A 21,409-nucleotide genomic window follows, 5' to 3' on the forward strand; every position below is an offset into this window, starting at 1 on the left:
CCACATCCAAAACGTCCAAAACGGCGTCACAGATTGTCCGCGGTGCTATGGCATATATGCTGCTTGGGATGCTCTCTTGAAAGACTAGGTATGCCAGATAGTTAGTTCCTTGAACTTCTCCACGATCATCCACGCATCGGCTATGTTGTGGAGTGGGCGCCAGTGAGTTGCAACCTCACTTCCATTCATCGTCCAAGAGTCGAAGAACTTTTGTATCCCTCCATCGGTTAGGTCAAGCTCTACGTCATGCTTTTCCCATCCCTTCGCCTTCGCAGTCCTCGTCGCTGAACTGGTCCAGAACGCGATCAAGCTAACCGTTTTTCCGAAGTAGTTCACGGTACTCATTATCATTAGAACTAACGGACAAAGGAATTTTATACAATATACAGAAAATAGAAGAGGTGCAATTAATGCATCTCTTCTATTTTTTGAGAGGAGCACAAATGATGAAGGAACCTTTAGCTATTTTTATGGGTATAGCACTTTTTATGGTGTTTAAATATACTTTCACTATACAAGAAAAAACACCAAAGGTTTTACATTTAATTGTTGAGTACTTAATTACCATTGGGTTTATTTTTTTCATTAAATTGGCTATTCTTGGACTCTCCGAATTTTTTTGATTACGTCCATCATTTAGTTGACATGATATATTCAACGAATAATCGAGAATACAACATTCCATTTTATGCCAATTAGCAGTTTAACTCGTGCTTTTTTCTTCGACTGAATGTCAACATACTTGCGATCCTTCGTCATTCTATAAAACACCTGTTATGTGTTGAAGGATTGAACATTTTAGTGTGCAAGGCCACTAGGAATATATAATGTTTATCTCTTAAAAGACGTATGATATATTAGATACTCTCTAAATATTTTAAACAACGTCTAAGGGTATGGTATGGATATTGAAGGGTTTGGCCTTTCAATCACTAATGCTAAAAGATATGGAGAGTTTGAGGATTACCAATTGGAAGAGGAAATTAAACAGCAGAAAATTCTATGAATAATCGATCGCTGTAATTCAATTATAAATGGGGTCTGCTTCGCCGGCATACCCCATTTCCCGTTTATCAAACTGTGTACTGGGTAAATTGACCATCATTAGAATGAAACAACCCGGCAAAAAGCCGGGCGGTTTGAAAACTACCTATTGTTTTCTGAAGTCGTCAGTAAGAATACCGGAGAAACCCCAATTTTCATCATCAATCTCTTCAATAACGATGTGAGTATGTTCAGGTTTTTTGCCAAGAACGTTAACAAGAGTTTCAGTGAACTCTCTCACAATCTGAGCCTTTTGATCACGGGTTGCACCTTTTGTAATTTGAAGGTTGATATATGGCATTTGTCCACATCTCCAATCCGTTTCTTTTATAACGTAGACGCGCAAGTTAGCAAATAGTTTCAATCATATCAACAGGTTGGATAACAAGGATTTTTTAACTTAATAGTTACTTTGTAAAATGTTAAACATTGCATAACTAAACATAATCATTTCCAACCAAAGTCACCTTTTCTGTAGCCTGCGATCTGGGCATCTACATACGTATAGTTGATGACCTTGACGAAATCGTCTGTACGTTTATCCGAGTGGTATCATCCGTCCTTACGCTTTGCGACTATGCCCTCCATGTCCCCTGGCAGCAATCGCGTCCCATAAGTCCTCGCATCGTTCTCACCGACAACTCCCCATGCCTCTTCCAACGTACCAAGCTCGCGCTGTACTTCCCGCCATTAACTTTGATGTAGGTAATGCAATTTTTCGCCTTCCGTAACACACATTTTGATAAATTACTCTTTAAGAAAGTCCACATGCTTGAGGTTTTCGAGAAAAAAATGGTAATATTTTTCTAACCAACATTTAGGGGGTGGCTCAAATGAAGTTATATCCTCAGACATAGAAATTTTGAAAGCGAGGAGTTATATGTCATTTGAGATTATAGAACGCCCCCCTACTCTTGAAGAGTTTCATCACTTGTGCGTTTCGGTTGGTTGGGAAAAGATGATGAATTTCAGTGTGATCAAAGACTCACTTGAAAATTCGTTGCATTCAGTTGTTGTTCTCTCTGAAAGTAAAATAATTGGTATGGGCAGAATTATTGGTGATGGGTACATTTATTTTTACCTTCAAGATATTGTTGTACTTCCGGAGTTTCAAAAAATGGGGATAGGGACAATAATTATGGACAATCTCATCTCCTATCTAAAACGGAATGCTCCTGATAAAGCTTTTATTGGTCTCTTTTCTTCTAACGAAGGTAAGAATCTGTATGAGAAATACGATTTTAAGCAGTACTCTGCTTTAACAGGAATGTTTCGAGTAGCGCCAATTTAGTTGTAGACTCCTCCAAGTTCGGAGGAGTTTTTATTATTGTCGATTGATCATTTTGAGAAATGTGTAAATTCCCTAAATGGTAGAATTGAAGTTGACTCTTTCCCTACTGTATAATGTTCCCAAAAACAAGGGTGGGGAGTAGAGAATGAAAAACCTCTATTTGTTACTGGCAATTTTGGGAGCAGTCTTGCCTTACAGTTATTTCATTCCATTCCTTCGTGAAAATGGATTCGATATCAAACTCATTTCATCGGAACTTTTTGCAAACAACATTTCTTCGTTTTTTGCAACCGATTTTCTTATCGCATGCGTAATTTTCTGGGTATTTCTTTTTCAAGAAGTTAGAAAGCATCACATTAAGCATTGGTGGATTTACGTAACCGCAACTTTAACTGTTGGTCTATCATTTGCTTTTCCTCTGTTTCTTTACTTCAGACAAAAAACAATAGAAGGTCGTAAACAAATTGATTTAACATAATTGAGCTTTTGATCATTTGAAAAATTTCTAGTGTGTTAGATAAAACCATAGATGGGAAGGATAACTATCGTTACTCTTGAAAAACTCTTCAGGGAGGGAACGAATTGGGGAAATATCGCTGTTATTACTGTGAACGTGAAACCGACAGCGTTCGCCAAATCACGTTTTTCCAAGGTAAGCAGGATCGCAACGAACTATTGTGCGATACCTGTCATGCTGATTGGATTGAATCCCTAAAGAGTGAGCCCTAGGCAGGGTAACGCTTCCCACTCCCACCCATAGTGAATGTGCTTTAGGGTGGGGGCTTTTTTGCCCACCCTCCCACGTTACGCTCCAAGTAAAGGAGTGTTGTTTAATGTAGAGGTTGTCTGCCTTACCTTCGTTATTCGATGGACACTGTTTCTAAGCTCACTTTCCAGACTCGTCCTCGGCAGCAGCCATAAGAGAATTGTTTCAAATGCATTAGATGTTACGATTGTTTTTTCGTGTAAAAAATGTGCATCCAATCATTTTTCAGGTTATTCGCATAGCAATCACCCGTAAGACGGCTGGCTTAAAGAATGCCTATCTTACGAGTGATCTTTTTCCAAAATGATTTTATTTTACTTCTTTAACCTTTATCTTCCCTGCGTCTGTTTCGTCCGATAAAATTCATTAAACAACTTCATTAACGCTCGCTTTTCGATAGGGGATACATACGAAGGAGAAATGCCCAGCTCACATGCGATTTCGCGCCGTGTCTTATCTTTGTCCTGATCCTGCCCAAACCTGCCGATGATCACCTCTTTTTCGCGCTCATCGAGGATGTGTATGTGCTAGTAAATTTTATTGGACTCCAGCTTGAGCTGCACAGCGTCCACCACTTCGTCGGTTTCTATGCCAAGGACATGATTTCATTCACCCTATATCGCCTTTCTGACTGCGGTTCCCAATTGGAATAGCAAGCAGCGCCAATAGCTTTTGTGTAGGCTGGACATACTTGCTTACATCCCCTCGCGATATCTCCCAGACTGTCTCTGGTTATTCGGGGAGTCCTGTTAGATCCGTTCGCCAAACCGTAGTCTGCTTACGATCTCCGTACCATGCTGGAGCCTGCCCTTTTAGATGAGCATAGAACACTGGCTTATGCTTAAACTTATATTGAGCAAACGACAACGAAAAAGCGTTCTTAACCCAAATACACTGGGTGCGCGATACTATTCCGACCTCGTTCATCTTGTTCTCAAATTCTCGGTGATTGCTAGAAGGATGGAAGACATAGATTGCTGCTTTCGGGTCCATGATTGGAGCATAGTTCGCAAACACAGCTTGAAGGAAGTCCTCGAATTGTTTCATAGGCATATCATCATTCAAAATGCTTTCCCTTCCGACTAAAGCCAGTCCTGCAGATTTACTTTTGACAGCAACATTATATGGTCTCTTCTATCTCAATGTTGACGTACTCATTGATCAAATCTGAAGCTTCATCCAGGTCAAAGCCTGAGAGCTCGACGTCCAAATCGCTCTCCTGTAGCTCCGCCAACACCTGGGCGAGCATTTCCTCATCCCCAAGCTCCAGTGAACTTGTTCAATGCGATGTTGAGTGCCTTCTCCTTGGTATCATCCAAATCAATGACTGAAACGTCTACCTCAGTCCGTCCTAGCTCGTTGACGAGTATCTTGAATCCCTGATGACCTCCAACAAGGCTCCCTGTTCGCTCGTTCCAGATGAGCAGTTGCACGTATCCAAACTCTTCGATGGATCGTTTCAGTTTCACATATTCAGGATCGCCCGGTTGCAAATCTATTCGCGGATTATAAGGGGCTGGATTGATTTTAGAGACTGATATTTTTCGTATGTCCAAGCTGTTCAGCTCCTTCGTGGTGATAAAGTAAGAATAAAGAATATTGCCAGCCCTTGAATTGCTGTATGCCTTGATGCTGTCAGGCTGGTGCCCTGTTTTGGGGGTGTAACGAAACGGCTACTAATCCAGCAGAAAAGTATATGTTTTGTTTCACCACAAAAAATGGGGTTGAGGCTTAGAGCCATTTGCTTTTGCTGGCTGTTGGCTTCTGGCGATCCCCTAGTCTTAATTTGGGTCTTCTCCTGCCTCTGTGATCTACTGGCTGAATAGGTGCAGGAGCCACGCTTCGGCTGTCTTCCCGCTGAGAGAATACAGTGAATTGATTGCTAATGCTGACCGTCCTACCAAGTCAGTTCGACGCATGACGTGGAGCTCCACAAATGTCTTCACGATCTTACGTGCCGTTGGATAGGAGCAGTCAGCGATGCGGGCAAGGTCTTTGACGGTAAGCGGCGTTACCTTTTACCCGCGCTCATTGTCGCCTTGCAGGAGGTTAGTTCCCTCGCTGGTATAAGCTGCAATCTTCAACAAAAAGCCAGCCTCAGCGAGTGACAGCTTCCTGAGCCGTCACTTTGCCTTTTGGCTGGCTTTGATTTTCACGTATTTTGATCTGCGACCTACTGGACGAAAAACTTTTACAATCTCGTCCGACCTGCGCAGCACTTCCTCCGTGTAATATATTTCTCCTGTTGCTGAATCGACATACTGGCGCACTATACTTCACCTAGCTCACGAAAATAGAAGACTTACCTTTTTATCAGTATTGTGTTACCTCAACACTGAAACTGGTTAGATCACTTGAGTTACTTTTGAAATTAAAATAGTATTCTCCAGGCTCTAACCATGCGTTGCTTACAAATCTGCCAGTTCCCTTCGGTTCAAAAATCACCGGGTACATACCAGATGTACCCCTAATTACATGATATTCCATATTCGGTGAAGATCCGTATTGATCGATTTTAAACTCTACTGGTCTGGGGTAATCTACTTTAAATCTTGTATAGTCTTGACTATAAATCCAGACATTCCCCGGTAAATTGTCATAATAAAAATATATATTGTTATATAATTCAGATGCTGCCTTCCCCTTATTTTTATTTAGTTCTCGATACTCTTGCATTTGATTCGACCGTTGCTCAAATTTCTGATTTTGAACAATCTCGCTTGCAAATACAGCCTGGGAACTGAAGGTGAAAACGGAAAGAACTACACCCAAAGTCATTACCTTTTTAATCATAATCCACACTCCTTTTTCCACTTAATCTTTTCGAACATGCCTTTTTTCATATTTCCTATCTACCGAATTGTTTCTTCGACTAACGTGGTGTGTACGATGGACTACAAATAAAAATAATACATTTTTCCATATCTTTCCATATTTCCAAGAACATCATATCACACGCTTTTTAAAAAATACAACTGCTTTATTTAAAAGTATTCTAAATTTTTCCTTGTTACAACATAACCATGCCTAAAATAATTGATCATGAAAAGAGACGAAAGCAAATTGCAGAGCAACATGGCAAGTCATTCTAGAGCACCTTCGGGATCAGCGACAAGTATTTTACCTGCTTTAGACAATCGTAAGCTACTGCACACTTAAGACACGATCGGCATATTCTCATAAGAGAGGTACCGGACAAGAGGCTAGGAGCAAAAGCCTTATGTCTCGCATGTAATCCCCTGTCCGGTAAATCCCAGCAGAGTAATTCGCGATTTTCCAAAGCTCCGAGAGGGGTTCCCAAAACTTGAAAACCGCTGTAATGCATACAATGAAAAATAATTGCATGGTTCCCTGCTACGCTCGCCGCAACTGGTGCGTTCAGGCTCAGAATGTCCCCCTTTCGTAAGGTCACATTCGTCATCACCCATAGATTCGCTCAGGTACGCCATTGATAAGGGATAGACGGTGTCTCCCAAGAGCGTTTGTTGCTTGCTCTTGACTCAAGATTACCGATTCCAACATTTCAAATCGTCCTGCCTTTTATCCGTTATTTTGTCCGGTTTTTATCCAGCTTTTTGTCGGCGGATTTCTTTAATACCCGTCTGTAGCCAACTCTCAACAAAAAAACCACCTCAAAGGTGGTTTCCTCACTGCTTTAACCCGAGTTATTAACTAACAAACACTTGTGTCTTTCTTCCAATCTCTATTCGCTCAGTAAATTTGCCTCCAGTGTATTCCTCAATTGTTTTTTTCCAAAAATGTTGTGCGGGCTCGTTACTATCTATTTGGTATACTTCCCATGGTCCCTTATGCATATGAAATATATCTTTAGCAACTTGTTTACCTAACCCTGACCTCCGAAATCTTTTCATAATAAAAAACTCGGCAATCGAAAAGTATGAGTCATCTTCGTCTCTATTTATCCATTTGACCAAGACGAAACCAGCAATTTTCTCATTTAGCGCTATTAAATAGGGAAACCTAGAGCAATCAGTCCAGTATTCGTTTAGCGGATATTCACCAAATTTCCCGTTGTCTTCAATCTGTATATCTATAAACTCAGAAAAATCATAAATATAGAATTGCAAAAGGTTGCTTAGTGTTTCCTTTTCATCCAAGGTCGCTCTCTTAATTTCATAGTTCTTCAATAAAACACTCCTTTTAGTAGTTTCCCCCCAAGTGTTCTATATTCGGTAAAATATTCAATTCCCCTTTTTATGGTTTATTGTTCTAAACTGCCCGTTAGGCGTGACACGGTCACAAAACAACGGCACTCAGATCATACCAAGTGCCGCAGCAATTTGACGTATAGCATCTTTTTTCTCTCATAGTATTAGTCCTTTGTCAGTCCCATATCAAGAATAACGTTGATATGCTTTACCCGTGATGTGCTGAGATACTTCTCTTCGATGATTTGGCGCTCTACCTGATCTAGTGAATACTGCAAAGCCCTGTCGATCGTGTTTATTTTGGACAGCAACACGAAGGGCTTTATACTCTTTTAATGCTTTGACAACAGCCTTCCTGACTTCTTTTTCATCTACTGGTTCCAGAAATGACAGTTGTTCTTGTGCGCTCATCTTTCCAATTCCGCCTCGCAGCAAGCCCGTGCTATAATGTTTTTGCCCAATACATATACGCGCTCCCACAAGGGGGCTATTTTTTTATAGAAAGTAGTTGATACGATGACTTATGACATCCGCGAATGGGCGTTCTCAAATGATTCAGAGTTACCACATCAAGATTGGGACCTTTTCATCACTACTATGGATACTGCTCCTTTGCTATTATCCCTATCTGTTGACCCGAAAGTAGCAAAGGATAAGCGAAAAGTCTTTCTAGCTTGTCTATACCTATTAGTAGGTGATGCAGTCGGAATAGTAAAAGATAGAACACACCTTGAGGAAGTCCGACTTTTTGTAGAGCAAGCTTCATCTAATCGAAATTACTACATCCAACAATGGGTTTCTCGGTCGTTTCAACTCATCCAAAATCCTGAACTTTTTGATTACGAGAAGTGGTGTACTGGAGATTCGATTTTCGAAAACTGGGACGACTAAAATCTCCAGTTTACTCCCGTAATATTAAGTTAAATCCATCTCAATTTGTTTTTCTAGCACCTCATATCCATTGCACTCGGAATGTAAAACATATAAGTCCTTCCCAGTATCCAGCTTATAGTGACTAGCGAAAAAATTTCTCTTCACACTCAATCACTGTTCCCAACCCTTTCTTTACAAATAGAGTGTTTTGTTAGTACATATCGTTTCAGATAACCTACATCATTAAACAGGCATTTATGTAACAAATTCCCAGGCTTTTCGTCCTTACTATTAATACGCCCAAAAGGAGAAAGATCTTAATGAAGAAAAACCTAACTTTGATCATAATCCCTCTACTTCTTCTAAGTGCGTTGTTCTTGTTTATGCCCTCTGGAAAACCAATTACCCATGAAGAACAAATTTCTACGCAATATTTAGAAAGGATGGGATTTAAAGCATTGGAATACGACGGCAAAGTCCAGAGCTACATTTTGCAGAATGAATTGTTGTCCGAACTCCCTTATATGACTTCATGGGGAGTGATGGATATAGACCCTTCTCTGTATCTTGGAAAGAACATTGAAGTTCACAGGCTGGTTGTTTCTAATCATCCACTTGATAACTATGAGGATTCGATTGGAAGAACGAATGCTTTCGTTTATATTTGTGAGTCAGCTGTTATAGGAGCCACATCATTCCCCATCACAAAGGAAAGGCTTGTTGGCTCAGTTTATTCAATCGATGGAAGAACTCTGGAAGAGATTACACAGCAAGACTTTCAGGAATGGCGTGAAAAATGGGTATCAGACGTCTCAAAATGATATACTTCCTTCCGATTAATTCCTTTATCTTAATTTCCTTCTTGTTTAAAAATATGGTTGTATACGCTTATCACATCGTGTGTTGTGCATAGTCTTCGCTTGAGATATTTTTGTGAGAATTTTGTGAGACGAGTTTGATAGGCTAAAACTGCCCGTTGTAAATCTTCATCTTTTTACCCGCTGATGGAACGCCGTGTGCGATGAAAGTCGCCCGCACGGTGTAGGCTCGTTATAAAACCATAGAGAGACATAGGAATAAGACGAGAATAGCGAACCAGAAGCAAATATCTCCATCTATTATGCTTATGAAAGTGGTACATCTCACGAGATGAGTCCAACTGGATTGGGACTTAATTTAAATGCAATCTTTACAGACGGATATGGAGGCACAGTAACCTATTCAAATCCGACTAGTAGCAATCCTGAAGTAGCAACAGTAGCCATTGTTAGTGGTATTTTGTCTGTAGTTAAAGTGAGTAGTGGTAGCACTACAGTTACTTTTGATGTTGCGGATAGTCATGGTGTAAAAAAAACCATCACCTATTACCTACGTGGCTAACGTGCCGCTATACCTCACCTTTCTGGTGGGGTATTTTTTCCTCATGCTGTCCACAATTACCGTTGTGTTATTCAACCACATCCAAAGCGTCCAAAGGGCGTCGCAGATTGTCCTCGGTGTTATGGCATATATGCTGCTTGGAATGCTCTCATAACAGACTAGGACGCCAAATAGCTAGTTACTCGCTATGTTTTGGAGTGGGTTCCAAACGTTCCGATATAGGTTAGGTCTATCGCAAAAGTATTGTCGTTGCATTCGACCTGATTTACCTCCCTGAGCAATTTGCAAACTTGACACTCCAATTTTTAGTATTATTAGGATGTAGAGGTCGTCTACCTACCAAAGTCGCTCATTTGTACGCACCATCCTTATCTTCGTTATTCGATTTTCGATGTACACTGTTTCTAAGCTCACTTTCCAGACTCGCCCTCGGCAGCCATAAGAGCCGAAGATTTTCTCCTCTTTTCCTTCCAACATTAAGCTTTACATCAGGCGGAATTGTTTCAAATGCATCAAATGTTACGATTGTTTTTTTCGCAGGAAAATGTGAATACAATCATTTTTCATGTTATTCGCATAACAATCACCCGTAAGACGGCTGGCTTAGAGCATGCCGATCTTACGGGTGAGCTTTTTCCAAAATGATTTTCCTTTACTTCTTAACTTTTATCTTCCCTGCGGCTGTTTCATCCGATAAAACTCATTAAACAACTGAACGAGAAATACCCAGCTCACGTGCAATTTCGCGCTGTGTCTTTTCTTTGTCCTGATGCAGCCCAAACCTGCCGATGATCACCTCTTTTTGGCGCTCATCGAGGATGTGTATGTGCTGGTAAATCTTATTAGACGCCAACTTGAGCTGCACAGCGTCAACCACTTCGTTGGTTTCTGTGCCAAGGACGTCGATTAAGGTGATTTCATTGCCTTCTTTATCTGTTCCGATTGGGTCGTGCAAGGATACATTCTTTTTGGGTTTTCTTCAGACTTCTCAGATGCATGAGGATTTCAATCTTAATGTCAAAAGGGGAGCAGTTAACACTATTTCGGCTTCTTAAGGTATATGCATAATCACTTATTTTTCAAGTATAAGATACCAATAAATCGCTATCTCATCACTATCCTTATCTAGACCTCTGTAGACGTAGGAATCGAAACCTCCGATGACAAAACCACAACTTTCGTAGAATTTACATGCGCGTACATTATTACTTTGTGTCTCCAGCATGATTCCCGGCATACCGCCATTCTTCGTCCAGCGTTTAGCCTGTTCGATTAGTTTTTTACCGACACCGTATCCTCTATATTTCTTATCAACTTTGATATCTTCCACATAGGCATATTTGTTCCAATTTCTTTTCAAAACAATTTGACCCACAACTTGATTATTTACGAGCGCTACATAAATGATTTGATGGGGATTGCCGATATAATTCGAATAATCCTCAACAGTATCTTCTTCAAGCTGTTCATCATCGTAGCTTTTATTTCTAAGAGGCCTCTCCTTCACCGTATATCCGATTCGCTGTCCCATCAGATACAAGACAAGGGTAGAGTCCACGATAAAGCTCCCATCAATGTTTGTACCACAATCATCGTCCCCAGCCCTCAGTTCTCTAATTAAAATATCCATATTCGTCCTCCTATATTTTTATAAGGTGAGAATAGAGATATGAAGGGGGACCACGGACTTAACGGAATACATATTGCTCCGTCATATTCATAACCTCCTGGTATTATTTAGCATTTAGGATTCCCTAGTTAATTGTACAATCATTGCTTGACCGGTGCTACAGCTTATTAATCGATAAGCCCGTTAGCTTAACCGTCCATTATTTACTCAGAACATTAGAAAGTGTATATCTCTACACTCTCTTCGAAAACGCTAACTTCCTTAACCACATGACGGATCAGTTCTTTCTTATCCTCGAATGTTAGCTCATCCTGTGCCTTCGATAAGTAATATTCAGCAGCTTCACTCGTCGCTGCTTTCTTCCTGCATTCCATTACCTGATTGTCGAGGCTGAACCCGCTCTTGGATTGTTCCTCTGTACTCACCCTAGCATATATCCCGATCATACGGCTTCTCCCTCCTGTCGAGAAGATATGCGCGAACGGCTTGTCAAAAGTAGTGAGGAAACATGGAAAAAGCACCACATGGGTGCTTTTTTTGATCATGGTGTATAGATAATAATGTGTTAGGCTTGGGCCTCCCCTACGGTTTTCGTCGAAAGCTTACCGAATACGATCCAGGACGTTTTTCATAACCTGCGGCGAGTCCTGCCGATCGAATAAATTATAGCGGGCTTTGACTGTTTGATAGACCTGATTCAGCGCTTTTTGACTCTTCGTTTTCCGGTACTCGCTCACAAGCTTGGTAAAGGAAGGATGCCGGATTACGTCTGTTCGCCAGTCCCACACGCGCGGTTTTTGGACTTCTCGCCGGACCTGTTCCACCATCTCTATTATAATAGGGGCAAGAGAGGCGCTGAGCTGCGTTTCGGCCTTCTTCTTCTCCGGAAGATCAGACAGCATCACATAGTTGGGAAGGGAAGACATTGGCTTGTTGTTTACATGCAGCAATTCGCCCGAATAGTTGTGCACGACCTCTAGCAACAAGACTTGATTGACTTCGTATTGAAAATACTCCCAACCAGCAGTCGCTTTTTTGCTAGGCAAAAACAGATGGATGAAGTCGAGCATACTTGTGTAGTATGGCTGCGATTGCGGATACACAAACCCTTTTGCATCGACCTGGAATCCCGGCACTCCCACCTCTACTGCCCAGCGGACCGCTTCACTTTGGCTGTCCTTGGGAGCTACACTCCCCTTATAAGGTCTAACGTTTTTGTACAAGCGGTACAATGTCTCCGCAACAAATTGCTTCGTAAGCCGTTGGTCTTTCAGTTCCTCAGACTGTACGTACCCCGCCTGGACAAGTGCGTTTATCCGCCCTTTTAGTTCCATCTCTCCTCGCTTTTTCCGTAGCTCGCTCCCCCATTGACCAGATGCTTCCTGCTCTGCTATTTGCTTACTAATGAGGGCAGGATCGTAACCTTGGGGATAGACGGGATCCAATATCCCAATCTCATTGTACAGGGCCAGCAAATACCCATCTTTAGAGACGCTGAATTCATCGATCATGAAACCACGCGGTGTGTCAGTACCGTTAAGATCGCCGACCATTTCCGTGAGGCTTTTACTGTTTTTGTCCAGGATGCTGGCCGGATGCGGATTTTTAATCTTAAGCGCATCTTTTAGGAGAGAATGAAAAACTTCTTTTTCTTCCAGCGTATTGACCGTGGGCATTTTGTAGTCAATGCGATAAGAGGCCACCGTTGCCGCTCCTGCCTCTTGAATCGGATAGGCGATCTGCCCGACAGACAGAACGGCTGCAATTGCAGTGATGAACATAACCTTTTTCATAGATTTGTTCCCTCCTCAATGGGGCAAGCATACCGGAATTTGATTAACGGGTGTTTGCAAATACATTTGTTAGACGAATCTTTTTTGAATAAAGTTACATTCCACACATATTTACCTAAGCATACCCGACCTTCGGGCAGAGGTCTTAGCCGCAAGCTAATCCTACCTATTACGGTCACAGGCTTAAGCTAGGCTAGGGTGCACCGGGTCATTCTGCCTACTTGAGACAGGATCCACGTATTCGAATAGGAGAAGGACTGGACAAGGGGCTGTGACTGGATCCGTTGCTAATGAGTTCATTTTCAAAAGAAAAAGCACCGCGTGGGTGCTCTTGTGTCTAACTATTCAGTTTGTTTTATTTTAACCAAAAATTAATAACCGTATCCCAACCTTTTTCCCCTCTAATTTCCGTCGGGGCTGATACTGCGAGTATTCTATTGTTTTCGTCTACAGCATAAGCATGTATCCTGTATAGTTTTCCAATTCTTAAACTATAGATTTTTGAGCTAGTAGTGTATGACGTACCAGACGCATCCTCATATCCATCGGTCACATTGTAACGAACCCACTTATATCTATCCACACCCGGAATATAATTAAACTTCACCCCAATATCTTGATACACATCTTCATACTTTTCATCTTCGCTAGAAGATACTTTTGATGATGAATCGTGAGCGGTTGCAGTAGTTGCAGGTGATTGCTGTCCCTCGTGTGCAAATGCAGGTACGGCTGAAGTCAATAGTGCCAGTGTTGCTAAACTAGTCAGAAACTTTTTCATCAAAAAACACTCCTTCTTACTCTTATTTTTACCCGCCCTCAGAAGAGAAGCAAGTTAATGGGGGATTGGACTTGGTAGCCGACATTTAAATGTTACAGACAACCAATTCCCATTCATTCCCATTTATTACAAAAACATCATAACATCCATCACCTAAATAACACAAGTGTATTATTTAAAATTTTTTGGGATTTTTTCAATTGGGGTCTCCGCCCTCAAGCCAAACCTTTCTCTAAGGGCAGGATCGGCTAACAATTATGAGAAGTTCTGGTCAAGGGGCGAGTAGCCTAAGCAGTAGGTCTCGTATGTAGTCCCCTGTCAGGTAAATCCCTGCGAAGTTATTCGCGATTTTTAAAAGTTCCAAGAGGGTTTGTATCCAGCTTTTTGTCGGTCTTTTTGGCACAAAAAAAGACACTCAGATAATCCCGAGTGCCGTAGCAATTTGATGTATAGCATCCTTTTTCTTTCGTAATACGCATAGACGAGCAATTTGTCTGTCGTGTAATCATTTGTAGTAATCTCATTGCTACTATCATTTCACTTGTACATGCACCCTTTTTTTCCCCTGTCCAGAACCTCTTATTCTGTTCTACATAGAATGCATTGAATTAAGAAAAGGAGGATCACACTTGAAGATACCGAAAAGTTTATGCGATCGTATAGCTAAAATTCTGGGTGGGACAGGCATGTCAAATGATACTTGTTCTATCACGGTTAAGCGTAATCTCAATGCAACAATCTTGGGCAAACCCTATGATACTGAGCACGAAATTACCGTTGAATCCCTTGATAAAGAAGGAAACACCTTAAACACTGGTGAATTTACACTCCTGCAAACCGAAGTCCAAAAGTTTATTGACGCTGTTCGTAAAGAAGGGTTTATCGTTACTGCCCTGCACAACCACTGGCTCTTTGATAAGCCACGCCTCATGTATTTGCATCTTGAATCTGTTGAGCCCCCCATAGAGTTTGCAAAGAAACTACGACGTGCTTTGAATGTACTGAAATAACCGATCCTAGTGGCGCTAAGCGTATAATGCCTTAGCGCCTCTTTCATTGCCTGCCACTATCGTTTCACACATCGATTGTTGTCTTGCCTAGTCGTCTCCTTGCTACATACTTTCATCGTCTCTCCTCCCCATTTAACAAATCGTGTAGATGTGGCAGTCTGTAAGTGTAATGGTACTCGGTACCCTTCTACTGCGAATTGCTGGTAGAAAATCAATTTCTCAAATGACTATGGTCCAAGTAGAAAATGAAAAAACTATATTTGTTACTGGCAATTTTGGGAACAGTCTTGCCTTTTTCAAGAAGTTAGAAAGCATCACATTAAGCATTGGTGGATAATACGTAACCGCAACTTTAACTGTTGGTCTATCATTTGCTTTTCCTCTGTTTCTTTACTTCATACAAAAAAACAATAGAAGGTCGTAGATGGGAAAGATAACTATCGTTACTCTTGAAAAACTTTTCAGGGTGGGGTCTTTTTTGCCCATCCTCCCACGTTACACTCCAAGAAAAGGAGTGTTGTTTAATGTAGAGCTCGTCTGCCTTACCTTCGTTATTCGATTTTCTATGTATACTGTTTCTTGGCTCACTTTCCAGACTCGCCCCCGGCAGCCATAAGAGAATTCAGGTTATTCGCATAGCAATCACCCGTAAGACGGCTGGCTTAAAGAATGCCTATCTTACGGGTGATCTTTTTCCAATATGATTTTCCTTTACTTCTTTAACTTTTATCTTCCTTGCGGCTGTTTTGTCCGATAAAACTCATTAAACAACTTCATTAACGCTCGCTTTTCGATACGGGATACATACGACCGAGAAATGCCCAGCTCACGTGCAATTTCGCGCTGTGTCTTTTCTTTGTCCTGATCCAGCCCAAACCTGCCGATGATCACCTCTTTTTCGCGCTCATCGAGGATGTGTATGTGCTGGTAAATTTTATTGGACTCCAGCTTGAGCTGCACAGCGTCAACCACTTCGTCGGTTTCTGTGCCAAGGACGTCGATTAAGGTGATTTCATTGCCTTCTTTATCTGTTCCGATTGGGTCGTGCAAGGATACGTCTTTCTTGGTTTTCTTCAGACTTCTCAGATGCATGAGGATTTCATTCTCAATACAACGCGCAGCATACGTAGCCAGCTTGGTGCCCTTATCCACCTGATAACTCTCGATTGCTTTGATCAGGCCGATGGTACCGATGGAAATCAGATCTTCACTGTCCTCACCTGTGTTCTCGAATTTCTTCACAATATGCGCCACCAAACGCAAATTGTGCTCAATCAGCTTGTTGCGGGCGTAAGGGTCGCCTTTGGCCATGAGTCGGAGGTACTTTTCTTCTTCGGTGTCCTGAAGCGGTTGCGGGAAAGCATTGTTCTTGACATAAGCCACAAAAACGAGAAGTTCTTTAAACACAAGGGAAAGCGCCGCGATAATGCTGGACATGGCTGCCACCTCCACGTCTGGAATAGCTTACTTCTATCCTTATGTGGGCGGTCGCCTATGCGTGCCTGTACGCATGGAGTTGTTGTCGATTAATTCACTGTTGCTTGTATGGTAAAAGATTGTTTAGAAAAATGGGGTATTTTGGTAACATAATCAAGGGAACTTGTATGTCTGTATATTGATAATTGCCATCACTAAGACTGTTAATTACTCCATATCCCCCTAATTTTCTTTGCATCTTAGGGGAGTGTTTTAGCAGCCACTCATACTCTGAGGTATTTTCATTTTTCATCTGTAAACTTTCAAAATATGCATTAAGGTGGTTTGAAAATTTAATATAATAATCGTTGTCTGTTTTGAGAATTCATAAAGTAGCAATAATCTTCATTAATCCAATTAATAGATTAATAGCCAGCGTAACAATGTAAAATGACACAACGTCACCTCGTATGATATGTCCTGAATGATTATTAAAACTAATCTTGTATTCAGTTTTTAATAGATTGATTTACATACCATTACTTTCGGCAATTTGATAATAGAACCCATGTTTTCTTTTAAGAATCAATAATTCATCCTCATAATCAAGCATTCCTTATTTGTTCATATCTTACAGCAATTTCAGTTGGTGGATAACATGCTTTTCTTCAATACGAAATGTCCAAGATCAATCTGCTTCGAGCATTTCTTGGATCGTTTCAGCAAACAAATCCTTCAAAGCCGACTGTACGTCGTCCACAGACTTCATATCCTTCTCTTTGATCCAATGTTTGATCTGCTCTTTTGACATCATAAAAAATCTCCCAACCTTTCTAAGACTAATTGTAATTTAGAGGTTGAGAGTTTACACAGAATATTTTACAGACTCTTCAAGTTTTTTGTTGAATGCAAACTTATTATTCACCTTCAATCAAAGCGCTGTTTTATTTATCTTTTAGCCAAAATGAATTAAGATTAGTTCAGATTTTAACAGGTAGCGCGCGGAATGGTTTGATAGTTATTTTGATGATCCGACCGATCAAGCTGCTATCAATAGAGGTATTGATTGGTTCGAAGATGATAGATTCGAATAAGAAATTTTTGATTCACGAAGGCGGAGTATCATGAAAAAAATCCTACATAATAAGTTATTCATTGCTCTCTTTATTTTGATCCTACTTCCCTTTTCACTCTATTACATCGCATTTTATTCAACATTATTGATCGGGGAGGGAGAACTGACTAATGAGGTGTATTCGCCAAACAGTCAGTACGTTGCCAAGGTATATCGTGTTGGTGATGAAGGTGGCTTACGAGTAGATGTAAATACGGGACTTTTCGGTAGTGAGAGACTTATTTACTGGAGTTGGAAAGAAACCGAAGAAAAAGTAAAATGGCTTGACGATACCCACATTAAGATCAATGAGAGAGTTTTAGACGTTAGATTTGAGAAGTATGACAAGAGAACAATGGATTAATTAGAGTAATTTTCATGCTCAGTAGGATATTCAAATACAAGGAGGAATTCCTCCTTATATTTGAATTAATTAAATAAAAATAATTAATATGGTAAATATAGATACTCGTTAAAGGTTTAACCCATTCATATTTTGTATACATTAAATGAATTCACCCTCTTATCAGTACACACTGCAATCCTCATGAAGTCCCCATTTCATGAAAAGACCGACTAAATATATTTAAGCTCTTCTAATTCCTTTAATATTTTCCTCGTTTTTGTTTCTTCTTCTGCATTCTTTACCCAATATTTCACTTCGAATTCCTTTTCCATCACCTTACACTCCCTTTGTCATAATAAAAACGATATTTCATCCATTGTTTTTTGACATTATTCAATTGGAAATAGTTCTTTCAGTTCATTTATGATCGCTTCTGTCTGCTCAGCTTTAACGCGATTTGTTTCATATGCAATACTATTACCAATCTCTTTAGCAACGTTACTAAGATAAGTATAATTAGCTACATCGCTTTCTAGCTTTTGAATGTATCTATGTACTTGACCAACTCTAATCTGCCTTGTCCCTCTTGTTTTCTTTGTATTTTCTATTTTACGCTCCCTCACTCAAAGCTGTTTGCATAGAATCGCTGTTTTATATGCTCTTCTTTCCTTTTAACAAGAAACTCATAATATAAATATGATAATAAAGCAATGAAGCTATTGCCCCAAGCTGGAATAATCTTCTAGCATCTGTTATATCTAAAAGTATCTTTCCACCTGACAACACAATTAAGGTAAGAAAAATAGCCAAGATACCAGAAATCAAGTAAACAACAACTTCAAAAACATACTTAAATATTGAATTTGAAATCCTTATTTTCCTCTTGACAATATCAATTACTAATGAAATTGGAACGCCCAACAATAGATAAACAGGAGTTGCATATAACAGATAAATCATCACCAAACTGGCAAAAGAAAAGTAGTGTACGTTAGGTTCGCGATCATTTTCAGGAGTATAGTTTAAAAACGCTAATGACAGGCAAAAAATTACGGATGATACTAGTGCAATTAATATTTTTCTAATCACAAATGCCTCCTAATCAAATTACCTTTTCATTTGGATTCTTAATTCATTTGTTCTATAAGACTTTACATAGGTAAAGACAACAAAACTTAGAAAAGTCATTACACTAAAGACACTTCCCTCAATGCCGTACTCGCCACCGTTTATTAACGTTTGCTGTGACAACTCTGTTGTTAACAATATTGTTTTATCTCGCCATATCCCCAATAACCCAGAGGTGTAGTTCCACGCGAAATGAAAACCACATGAAACCCAAATCGCTCCAGACTTTTCTCTCAACTGGGCATACCATACTCCAGCCAAAAACAAAGTTGTTATTGAAAGGAAGTCGATACCTAATCTAGTAAAATGAAATGCAGCGAAAAGTCCTGAACTAATTAAAGATGATGCTAGTGCACCAAACTTATATTTCAAAATTCCGTATATGTACCCTCTAATTAAAATTTCTTCTCCAAGTACAGCAATAATGCAGAAAACTGTCCAAGTAACAAACACTGTCCAATCAAAAGCAAACTCAGTTATCTTATGCCCTTCAAACAAATAAGCAATAGTGAAAATGGCTAACAGAGAAATACATCCACCGTACAACCCCTTGATCAAATCGCAAAACAAGCCATTCAACTTTAAACCTATCGACCATTTTTTTCTGTCAAAATAGAAGTAAGTAATCAATGATGCAAAAATTATACAAATTGAAAAACCATTTTCCGCTAAATTCTGTAGTAACCATCCAAGCACAAAGAAACTGATAACAAAGAGCCCTAACCGCTTAAAAAATTCAGATATAAAATGTTTCATGCCTTTTCATCCAATCAAATCACCGCTTTATCATGTTAACTATCGTGTTAAAAGACCTTATGATTTCGACCTGATTTTCCTAAGAGATTTTGGTATAATTATCCAAAAAGGTGGAGGTAAATTACTTTGTCGCTAATATCTAAGGTTGTATTAGCTTTGCTCCTTCTGTTATGGGCAGGTGCTGAGATATTCTTTACCCCAACTACAACAAAAATTAAGGCAAGAATTTTGTTTTTCATTTCATTGGTCGTAATCAGCGGAGCGATTTACTGGATAGGGTATTGGTTTTAATATCCGCCTTAACTCCCTACATAGTAGATTGAAATTACCTAAATGCACGTCAAAGCCTGGATATAACAACGTTTGTATATAGTGTACCGACAGGATTTACATGGAGAGGCGAACATGATAGGCTCTGGAGCCAAGCGAATCCATTACAGGCATTGCTCCGTTCGCCCTTAATCATGCTCGTAGAGGCTCCGTGTCAATCCGTCTATACTGTTGGTACACCATATGTAATCCCTACAGCCTGTATGGATGGCAGGTGTTTCTTGGCAAGTTAATATAATACACAATTTGTTAATCATTCTTCGGCGTCATTAACGCATGCTTCACACAACTCGCCTACATCGTCAGCATAGTAATCAACTTCTGACAAACAATTACTGCATACTTTCATTGTTCTTTCCTCCTTAGGTATTTTTTAAGAAACACATTGAAATCCCCATTTTATTCTAAATTTTTTTACATTTGATGCACCATTGATTGTAACTTTTGATGTCGTTCGGTCTCTTGAAAAATTGATGACCGTTTTCGCATTCAAATAGATACTGACCTTTGTTGCCCAAATATACTGTAGACAATAGTTTCTCCTTAAATTCCAAAGCAAGCTGTTGCAATTGATTTAAACGGGATATATATTGATAGAACCCATCGAAGGAGAAATTTTTTATCTGATACTGTTCCACAACTGCACCATTCTTTATCAGTTCTTTAAAAATAAACGACACAAGGTTTTCATCATTATTTGAGATTGAATAAGGTATCGTGATTATAGAAATCCCCATCCCTATACACTTCTCAATCTTTATTGAATCTCTCGTCAAAATATTTTCCAGCCCTTGAGAATTGCAATGGAAAAAGGAGTCAAAATCATAATGCTGTTTTCCGTGATGTTCAAATCCAATTTTCAATTCATCATTATATCCATCTAACTCTTGTCCTTTAATAATACTTCTACTGCTCTTAAAAGGTTTACCAGTTAATCTCTCAAAGATAAATCTACATCTTTCTTCGCTGATGTTAATATAATTCTTACATTTAGGACACCAGCTACTGGATGAGATAATTGAGTTGGGTTTTGCTTCCCAAACATGACCATCGATGCACTGCCATTTTAATAACGTGTGTGCATCAAGATAGTCATTGCTCAAACACTTGCCGCCTCTGCTCCTTGCAACTTCTTGCATAGTTACAATGCCTAATCTCTGTGTTTTTGCTCTTTCACCAATGTTACACCTGCTACAGAAAGCATTTTTATGTTTGATTTGAACTAAACTTCTTTTGAAGTGATGTCCTGATTTACAAATCCACTCTAACTTTTGACTGCCACCTTTGAAATCACTTGTAAGCAGTTTACCTTCAAAGAATTTCGCAGTTTCAATTGCATCTTCAAGGGTGTATTTTTTGATATGTCCTGAGCACTCCATACACCATTGTCCAATTTTAACTTTAACAGGCTGCTTCATAAAACGATGACCATGCTTGCATTCCCACTCTAAAGGAGTAGAGCTTGATTCATACTGTTTAGAAATACACTTACCTTCGTATTGTGCTGCAAGAACTTGCATCTGCTGAATTGTCAATTTTCTAGACACATGATCATCCCATTTCCCCATCAAACCATCTTTTA

At 39.9% G+C, this 21,409-nt stretch carries 24 protein-coding genes and 2 pseudogenes; 7 read left to right on the forward strand and 19 right to left on the reverse strand.

Annotated elements, in window-relative coordinates; all coding sequences use genetic code 11:
* Positions 1-84: 84 nt before the first annotated feature.
* Both E8L90_RS13175 and E8L90_RS13180 read right to left on the reverse strand, forming a co-directional pair.
* Positions 85-336, reverse strand: coding sequence for a hypothetical protein (locus E8L90_RS13175; protein WP_208759426.1), 252 nt, complete (start codon positions 334-336; stop codon positions 85-87).
* Positions 337-1,150: 814 nt separating this feature from the next.
* Positions 1,151-1,345, reverse strand: a complete 195-nt coding sequence (locus E8L90_RS13180) for a tautomerase family protein (RefSeq protein WP_064202647.1) — start codon at positions 1,343-1,345, stop codon at positions 1,151-1,153.
* Between the two features lie 579 nt (positions 1,346-1,924).
* Here E8L90_RS13180 and E8L90_RS13185 point away from each other — a divergent pair.
* Both E8L90_RS13185 and E8L90_RS13190 read left to right on the forward strand, forming a co-directional pair.
* A complete protein-coding gene (locus E8L90_RS13185; RefSeq protein ID WP_137029792.1) occupies positions 1,925-2,335 on the forward strand; it encodes a GNAT family N-acetyltransferase in 411 nt (136 codons plus the stop codon).
* 145 nt (positions 2,336-2,480) lie between these two features.
* Positions 2,481-2,813, forward strand: coding sequence for a DUF2834 domain-containing protein (locus E8L90_RS13190; protein WP_137029793.1), 333 nt, complete (start codon positions 2,481-2,483; stop codon positions 2,811-2,813).
* Positions 2,814-3,430: 617 nt separating this feature from the next.
* On the opposite strand, the pseudogene E8L90_RS31380 reads toward E8L90_RS13190, so the two are convergent.
* The 7 genes and pseudogenes from E8L90_RS31380 to E8L90_RS13225 form a co-directional block, all read right to left on the reverse strand.
* Positions 3,431-3,700: pseudogene (locus E8L90_RS31380) on the reverse strand (sigma factor-like helix-turn-helix DNA-binding protein); the annotation flags it as partial.
* Positions 3,701-3,833: 133 nt separating this feature from the next.
* Positions 3,834-4,148, reverse strand: coding sequence for a hypothetical protein (locus E8L90_RS31385; protein WP_425267108.1), 315 nt, complete (start codon positions 4,146-4,148; stop codon positions 3,834-3,836).
* 73 nt (positions 4,149-4,221) lie between these two features.
* Positions 4,222-4,350 carry a hypothetical protein gene (locus E8L90_RS31390; RefSeq protein ID WP_425267109.1) on the reverse strand — a complete coding sequence of 43 codons (129 nt, stop codon included), beginning with the start codon at positions 4,348-4,350 and terminating at the stop codon, positions 4,222-4,224.
* Positions 4,351-4,354: 4 nt separating this feature from the next.
* Positions 4,355-4,657 (reverse strand): ParB N-terminal domain-containing protein, encoded by a 303-nt coding sequence (locus E8L90_RS31395; protein ID WP_425267110.1) that lies wholly within the window; start codon positions 4,655-4,657, stop codon positions 4,355-4,357.
* A 757-nt stretch (positions 4,658-5,414) separates the two neighbouring features.
* Positions 5,415-5,894, reverse strand: coding sequence for a hypothetical protein (locus E8L90_RS13210; RefSeq protein ID WP_162309080.1), 480 nt, complete (start codon positions 5,892-5,894; stop codon positions 5,415-5,417).
* Positions 5,895-6,769: 875 nt separating this feature from the next.
* Complete coding sequence (locus tag E8L90_RS13220; protein ID WP_137029795.1) at positions 6,770-7,249, reverse strand: GNAT family N-acetyltransferase; 480 nt, start codon at positions 7,247-7,249, stop codon at positions 6,770-6,772.
* A gap of 185 nt (positions 7,250-7,434) precedes the next feature.
* A pseudogene (locus E8L90_RS13225) lies at positions 7,435-7,681 on the reverse strand (ArpU family phage packaging/lysis transcriptional regulator).
* 105 nt (positions 7,682-7,786) lie between these two features.
* Here E8L90_RS13225 and E8L90_RS13230 point away from each other — a divergent pair.
* From E8L90_RS13230 to E8L90_RS13240, 3 genes are all read left to right on the forward strand, one after another.
* Positions 7,787-8,161 (forward strand): hypothetical protein, encoded by a 375-nt coding sequence (locus tag E8L90_RS13230; RefSeq protein ID WP_137029796.1) that lies wholly within the window; start codon positions 7,787-7,789, stop codon positions 8,159-8,161.
* Positions 8,162-8,463: 302 nt separating this feature from the next.
* On the forward strand, positions 8,464-8,964 hold the full coding sequence (locus E8L90_RS13235; protein ID WP_137029797.1) for a hypothetical protein: 501 nt from the start codon (positions 8,464-8,466) through the stop codon (positions 8,962-8,964).
* Between the two features lie 328 nt (positions 8,965-9,292).
* Entirely contained in the window at positions 9,293-9,523 is a 231-nt protein-coding gene (locus E8L90_RS13240; protein WP_137029798.1) for a hypothetical protein, read from the forward strand.
* A 703-nt stretch (positions 9,524-10,226) separates the two neighbouring features.
* Here E8L90_RS13240 and E8L90_RS13245 read toward each other — a convergent pair.
* The 5 genes from E8L90_RS13245 to E8L90_RS13265 form a co-directional block, all read right to left on the reverse strand.
* On the reverse strand, positions 10,227-10,478 hold the full coding sequence (locus tag E8L90_RS13245; protein ID WP_244297214.1) for a sigma factor-like helix-turn-helix DNA-binding protein: 252 nt from the start codon (positions 10,476-10,478) through the stop codon (positions 10,227-10,229).
* Between the two features lie 117 nt (positions 10,479-10,595).
* A complete protein-coding gene (locus E8L90_RS13250) occupies positions 10,596-11,153 on the reverse strand; it encodes a GNAT family N-acetyltransferase (protein ID WP_137029799.1) in 558 nt (185 codons plus the stop codon).
* Positions 11,154-11,368: 215 nt separating this feature from the next.
* Entirely contained in the window at positions 11,369-11,599 is a 231-nt protein-coding gene (locus E8L90_RS13255) for a recombinase family protein (RefSeq protein ID WP_137029800.1), read from the reverse strand.
* A gap of 156 nt (positions 11,600-11,755) precedes the next feature.
* Positions 11,756-12,946, reverse strand: coding sequence for a hypothetical protein (locus tag E8L90_RS13260; RefSeq protein WP_137029801.1), 1,191 nt, complete (start codon positions 12,944-12,946; stop codon positions 11,756-11,758).
* A 355-nt stretch (positions 12,947-13,301) separates the two neighbouring features.
* The gene (locus tag E8L90_RS13265; RefSeq protein ID WP_137029802.1) at positions 13,302-13,727 is read right to left on the reverse strand and encodes a hypothetical protein; all 426 of its coding nucleotides are present in this window, start codon (positions 13,725-13,727) and stop codon (positions 13,302-13,304) included.
* A gap of 629 nt (positions 13,728-14,356) precedes the next feature.
* Between E8L90_RS13265 and E8L90_RS13270 the strand changes: the two genes are divergently transcribed.
* Complete coding sequence (locus E8L90_RS13270) at positions 14,357-14,737, forward strand: DUF1259 domain-containing protein (RefSeq protein WP_137029803.1); 381 nt, start codon at positions 14,357-14,359, stop codon at positions 14,735-14,737.
* 726 nt (positions 14,738-15,463) lie between these two features.
* Here E8L90_RS13270 and sigK read toward each other — a convergent pair.
* Positions 15,464-16,174, reverse strand: coding sequence for an RNA polymerase sporulation sigma factor SigK (sigK, locus tag E8L90_RS13285; RefSeq protein ID WP_047072702.1), 711 nt, complete (start codon positions 16,172-16,174; stop codon positions 15,464-15,466).
* A gap of 667 nt (positions 16,175-16,841) precedes the next feature.
* Positions 16,842-16,964, reverse strand: coding sequence for a hypothetical protein (locus tag E8L90_RS31095; RefSeq protein WP_279633650.1), 123 nt, complete (start codon positions 16,962-16,964; stop codon positions 16,842-16,844).
* Positions 16,965-17,277: 313 nt separating this feature from the next.
* On the opposite strand from E8L90_RS31095, the gene E8L90_RS13295 reads away from it, so the two are divergent.
* The gene (locus E8L90_RS13295) at positions 17,278-17,631 is read left to right on the forward strand and encodes a DUF5412 family protein (RefSeq protein ID WP_162309081.1); all 354 of its coding nucleotides are present in this window, start codon (positions 17,278-17,280) and stop codon (positions 17,629-17,631) included.
* Between the two features lie 633 nt (positions 17,632-18,264).
* On the opposite strand, the gene E8L90_RS13305 is transcribed toward E8L90_RS13295, so the two are convergent.
* From E8L90_RS13305 to E8L90_RS13315, 3 genes are all read right to left on the reverse strand, one after another.
* Positions 18,265-18,702 carry a hypothetical protein gene (locus E8L90_RS13305; protein WP_137029805.1) on the reverse strand — a complete coding sequence of 146 codons (438 nt, stop codon included), beginning with the start codon at positions 18,700-18,702 and terminating at the stop codon, positions 18,265-18,267.
* A gap of 18 nt (positions 18,703-18,720) precedes the next feature.
* Positions 18,721-19,497 carry a CPBP family intramembrane glutamic endopeptidase gene (locus tag E8L90_RS13310; protein WP_137029806.1) on the reverse strand — a complete coding sequence of 259 codons (777 nt, stop codon included), beginning with the start codon at positions 19,495-19,497 and terminating at the stop codon, positions 18,721-18,723.
* A gap of 734 nt (positions 19,498-20,231) precedes the next feature.
* The gene (locus E8L90_RS13315; RefSeq protein WP_162309082.1) at positions 20,232-21,374 is read right to left on the reverse strand and encodes a zinc-ribbon domain-containing protein; all 1,143 of its coding nucleotides are present in this window, start codon (positions 21,372-21,374) and stop codon (positions 20,232-20,234) included.
* Positions 21,375-21,409 lie beyond the last annotated feature (35 nt).

Origin of the sequence: Brevibacillus antibioticus (assembly GCF_005217615.1) — a bacterium.
Classification (GTDB): Bacteria; Bacillota; Bacilli; order Brevibacillales; family Brevibacillaceae; genus Brevibacillus; species Brevibacillus antibioticus.

What these genes read in the sequence shown, in the direction of transcription:
- E8L90_RS13260 (WP_137029801.1), bottom strand. Translation starts at nt 12,946, where the DNA reads ATGAAAAAGGTTATGTTCATCACTGCAATTGCAGCCGTTCTGTCTGTC.
- E8L90_RS13240 (WP_137029798.1), top strand. Translation starts at nt 9,293, where the DNA reads ATGAGTCCAACTGGATTGGGACTTAATTTAAATGCAATCTTTACAGAC.
- E8L90_RS13180 (WP_064202647.1), bottom strand. Translation starts at nt 1,345, where the DNA reads ATGCCATATATCAACCTTCAAATTACAAAAGGTGCAACCCGTGATCAA.
- E8L90_RS13255 (WP_137029800.1), bottom strand. Translation starts at nt 11,599, where the DNA reads ATGATCGGGATATATGCTAGGGTGAGTACAGAGGAACAATCCAAGAGC.
- E8L90_RS13210 (WP_162309080.1), bottom strand. Translation starts at nt 5,894, where the DNA reads ATGATTAAAAAGGTAATGACTTTGGGTGTAGTTCTTTCCGTTTTCACC.
- sigK (WP_047072702.1), bottom strand. Translation starts at nt 16,174, where the DNA reads ATGTCCAGCATTATCGCGGCGCTTTCCCTTGTGTTTAAAGAACTTCTC.
- E8L90_RS13265 (WP_137029802.1), bottom strand. Translation starts at nt 13,727, where the DNA reads ATGAAAAAGTTTCTGACTAGTTTAGCAACACTGGCACTATTGACTTCA.
- E8L90_RS31385 (WP_425267108.1), bottom strand. Translation starts at nt 4,148, where the DNA reads ATGAAACAATTCGAGGACTTCCTTCAAGCTGTGTTTGCGAACTATGCT.
- E8L90_RS13250 (WP_137029799.1), bottom strand. Translation starts at nt 11,153, where the DNA reads ATGGATATTTTAATTAGAGAACTGAGGGCTGGGGACGATGATTGTGGT.
- E8L90_RS13310 (WP_137029806.1), bottom strand. Translation starts at nt 19,497, where the DNA reads ATGAAACATTTTATATCTGAATTTTTTAAGCGGTTAGGGCTCTTTGTT.
- E8L90_RS13235 (WP_137029797.1), top strand. Translation starts at nt 8,464, where the DNA reads ATGAAGAAAAACCTAACTTTGATCATAATCCCTCTACTTCTTCTAAGT.
- E8L90_RS13230 (WP_137029796.1), top strand. Translation starts at nt 7,787, where the DNA reads ATGACTTATGACATCCGCGAATGGGCGTTCTCAAATGATTCAGAGTTA.
- E8L90_RS13190 (WP_137029793.1), top strand. Translation starts at nt 2,481, where the DNA reads ATGAAAAACCTCTATTTGTTACTGGCAATTTTGGGAGCAGTCTTGCCT.
- E8L90_RS13185 (WP_137029792.1), top strand. Translation starts at nt 1,925, where the DNA reads ATGTCATTTGAGATTATAGAACGCCCCCCTACTCTTGAAGAGTTTCAT.
- E8L90_RS31095 (WP_279633650.1), bottom strand. Translation starts at nt 16,964, where the DNA reads ATGTCAAAAGAGCAGATCAAACATTGGATCAAAGAGAAGGATATGAAG.
- E8L90_RS13295 (WP_162309081.1), top strand. Translation starts at nt 17,278, where the DNA reads ATGAAAAAAATCCTACATAATAAGTTATTCATTGCTCTCTTTATTTTG.
- E8L90_RS31390 (WP_425267109.1), bottom strand. Translation starts at nt 4,350, where the DNA reads ATGCTCGCCCAGGTGTTGGCGGAGCTACAGGAGAGCGATTTGGACGTC.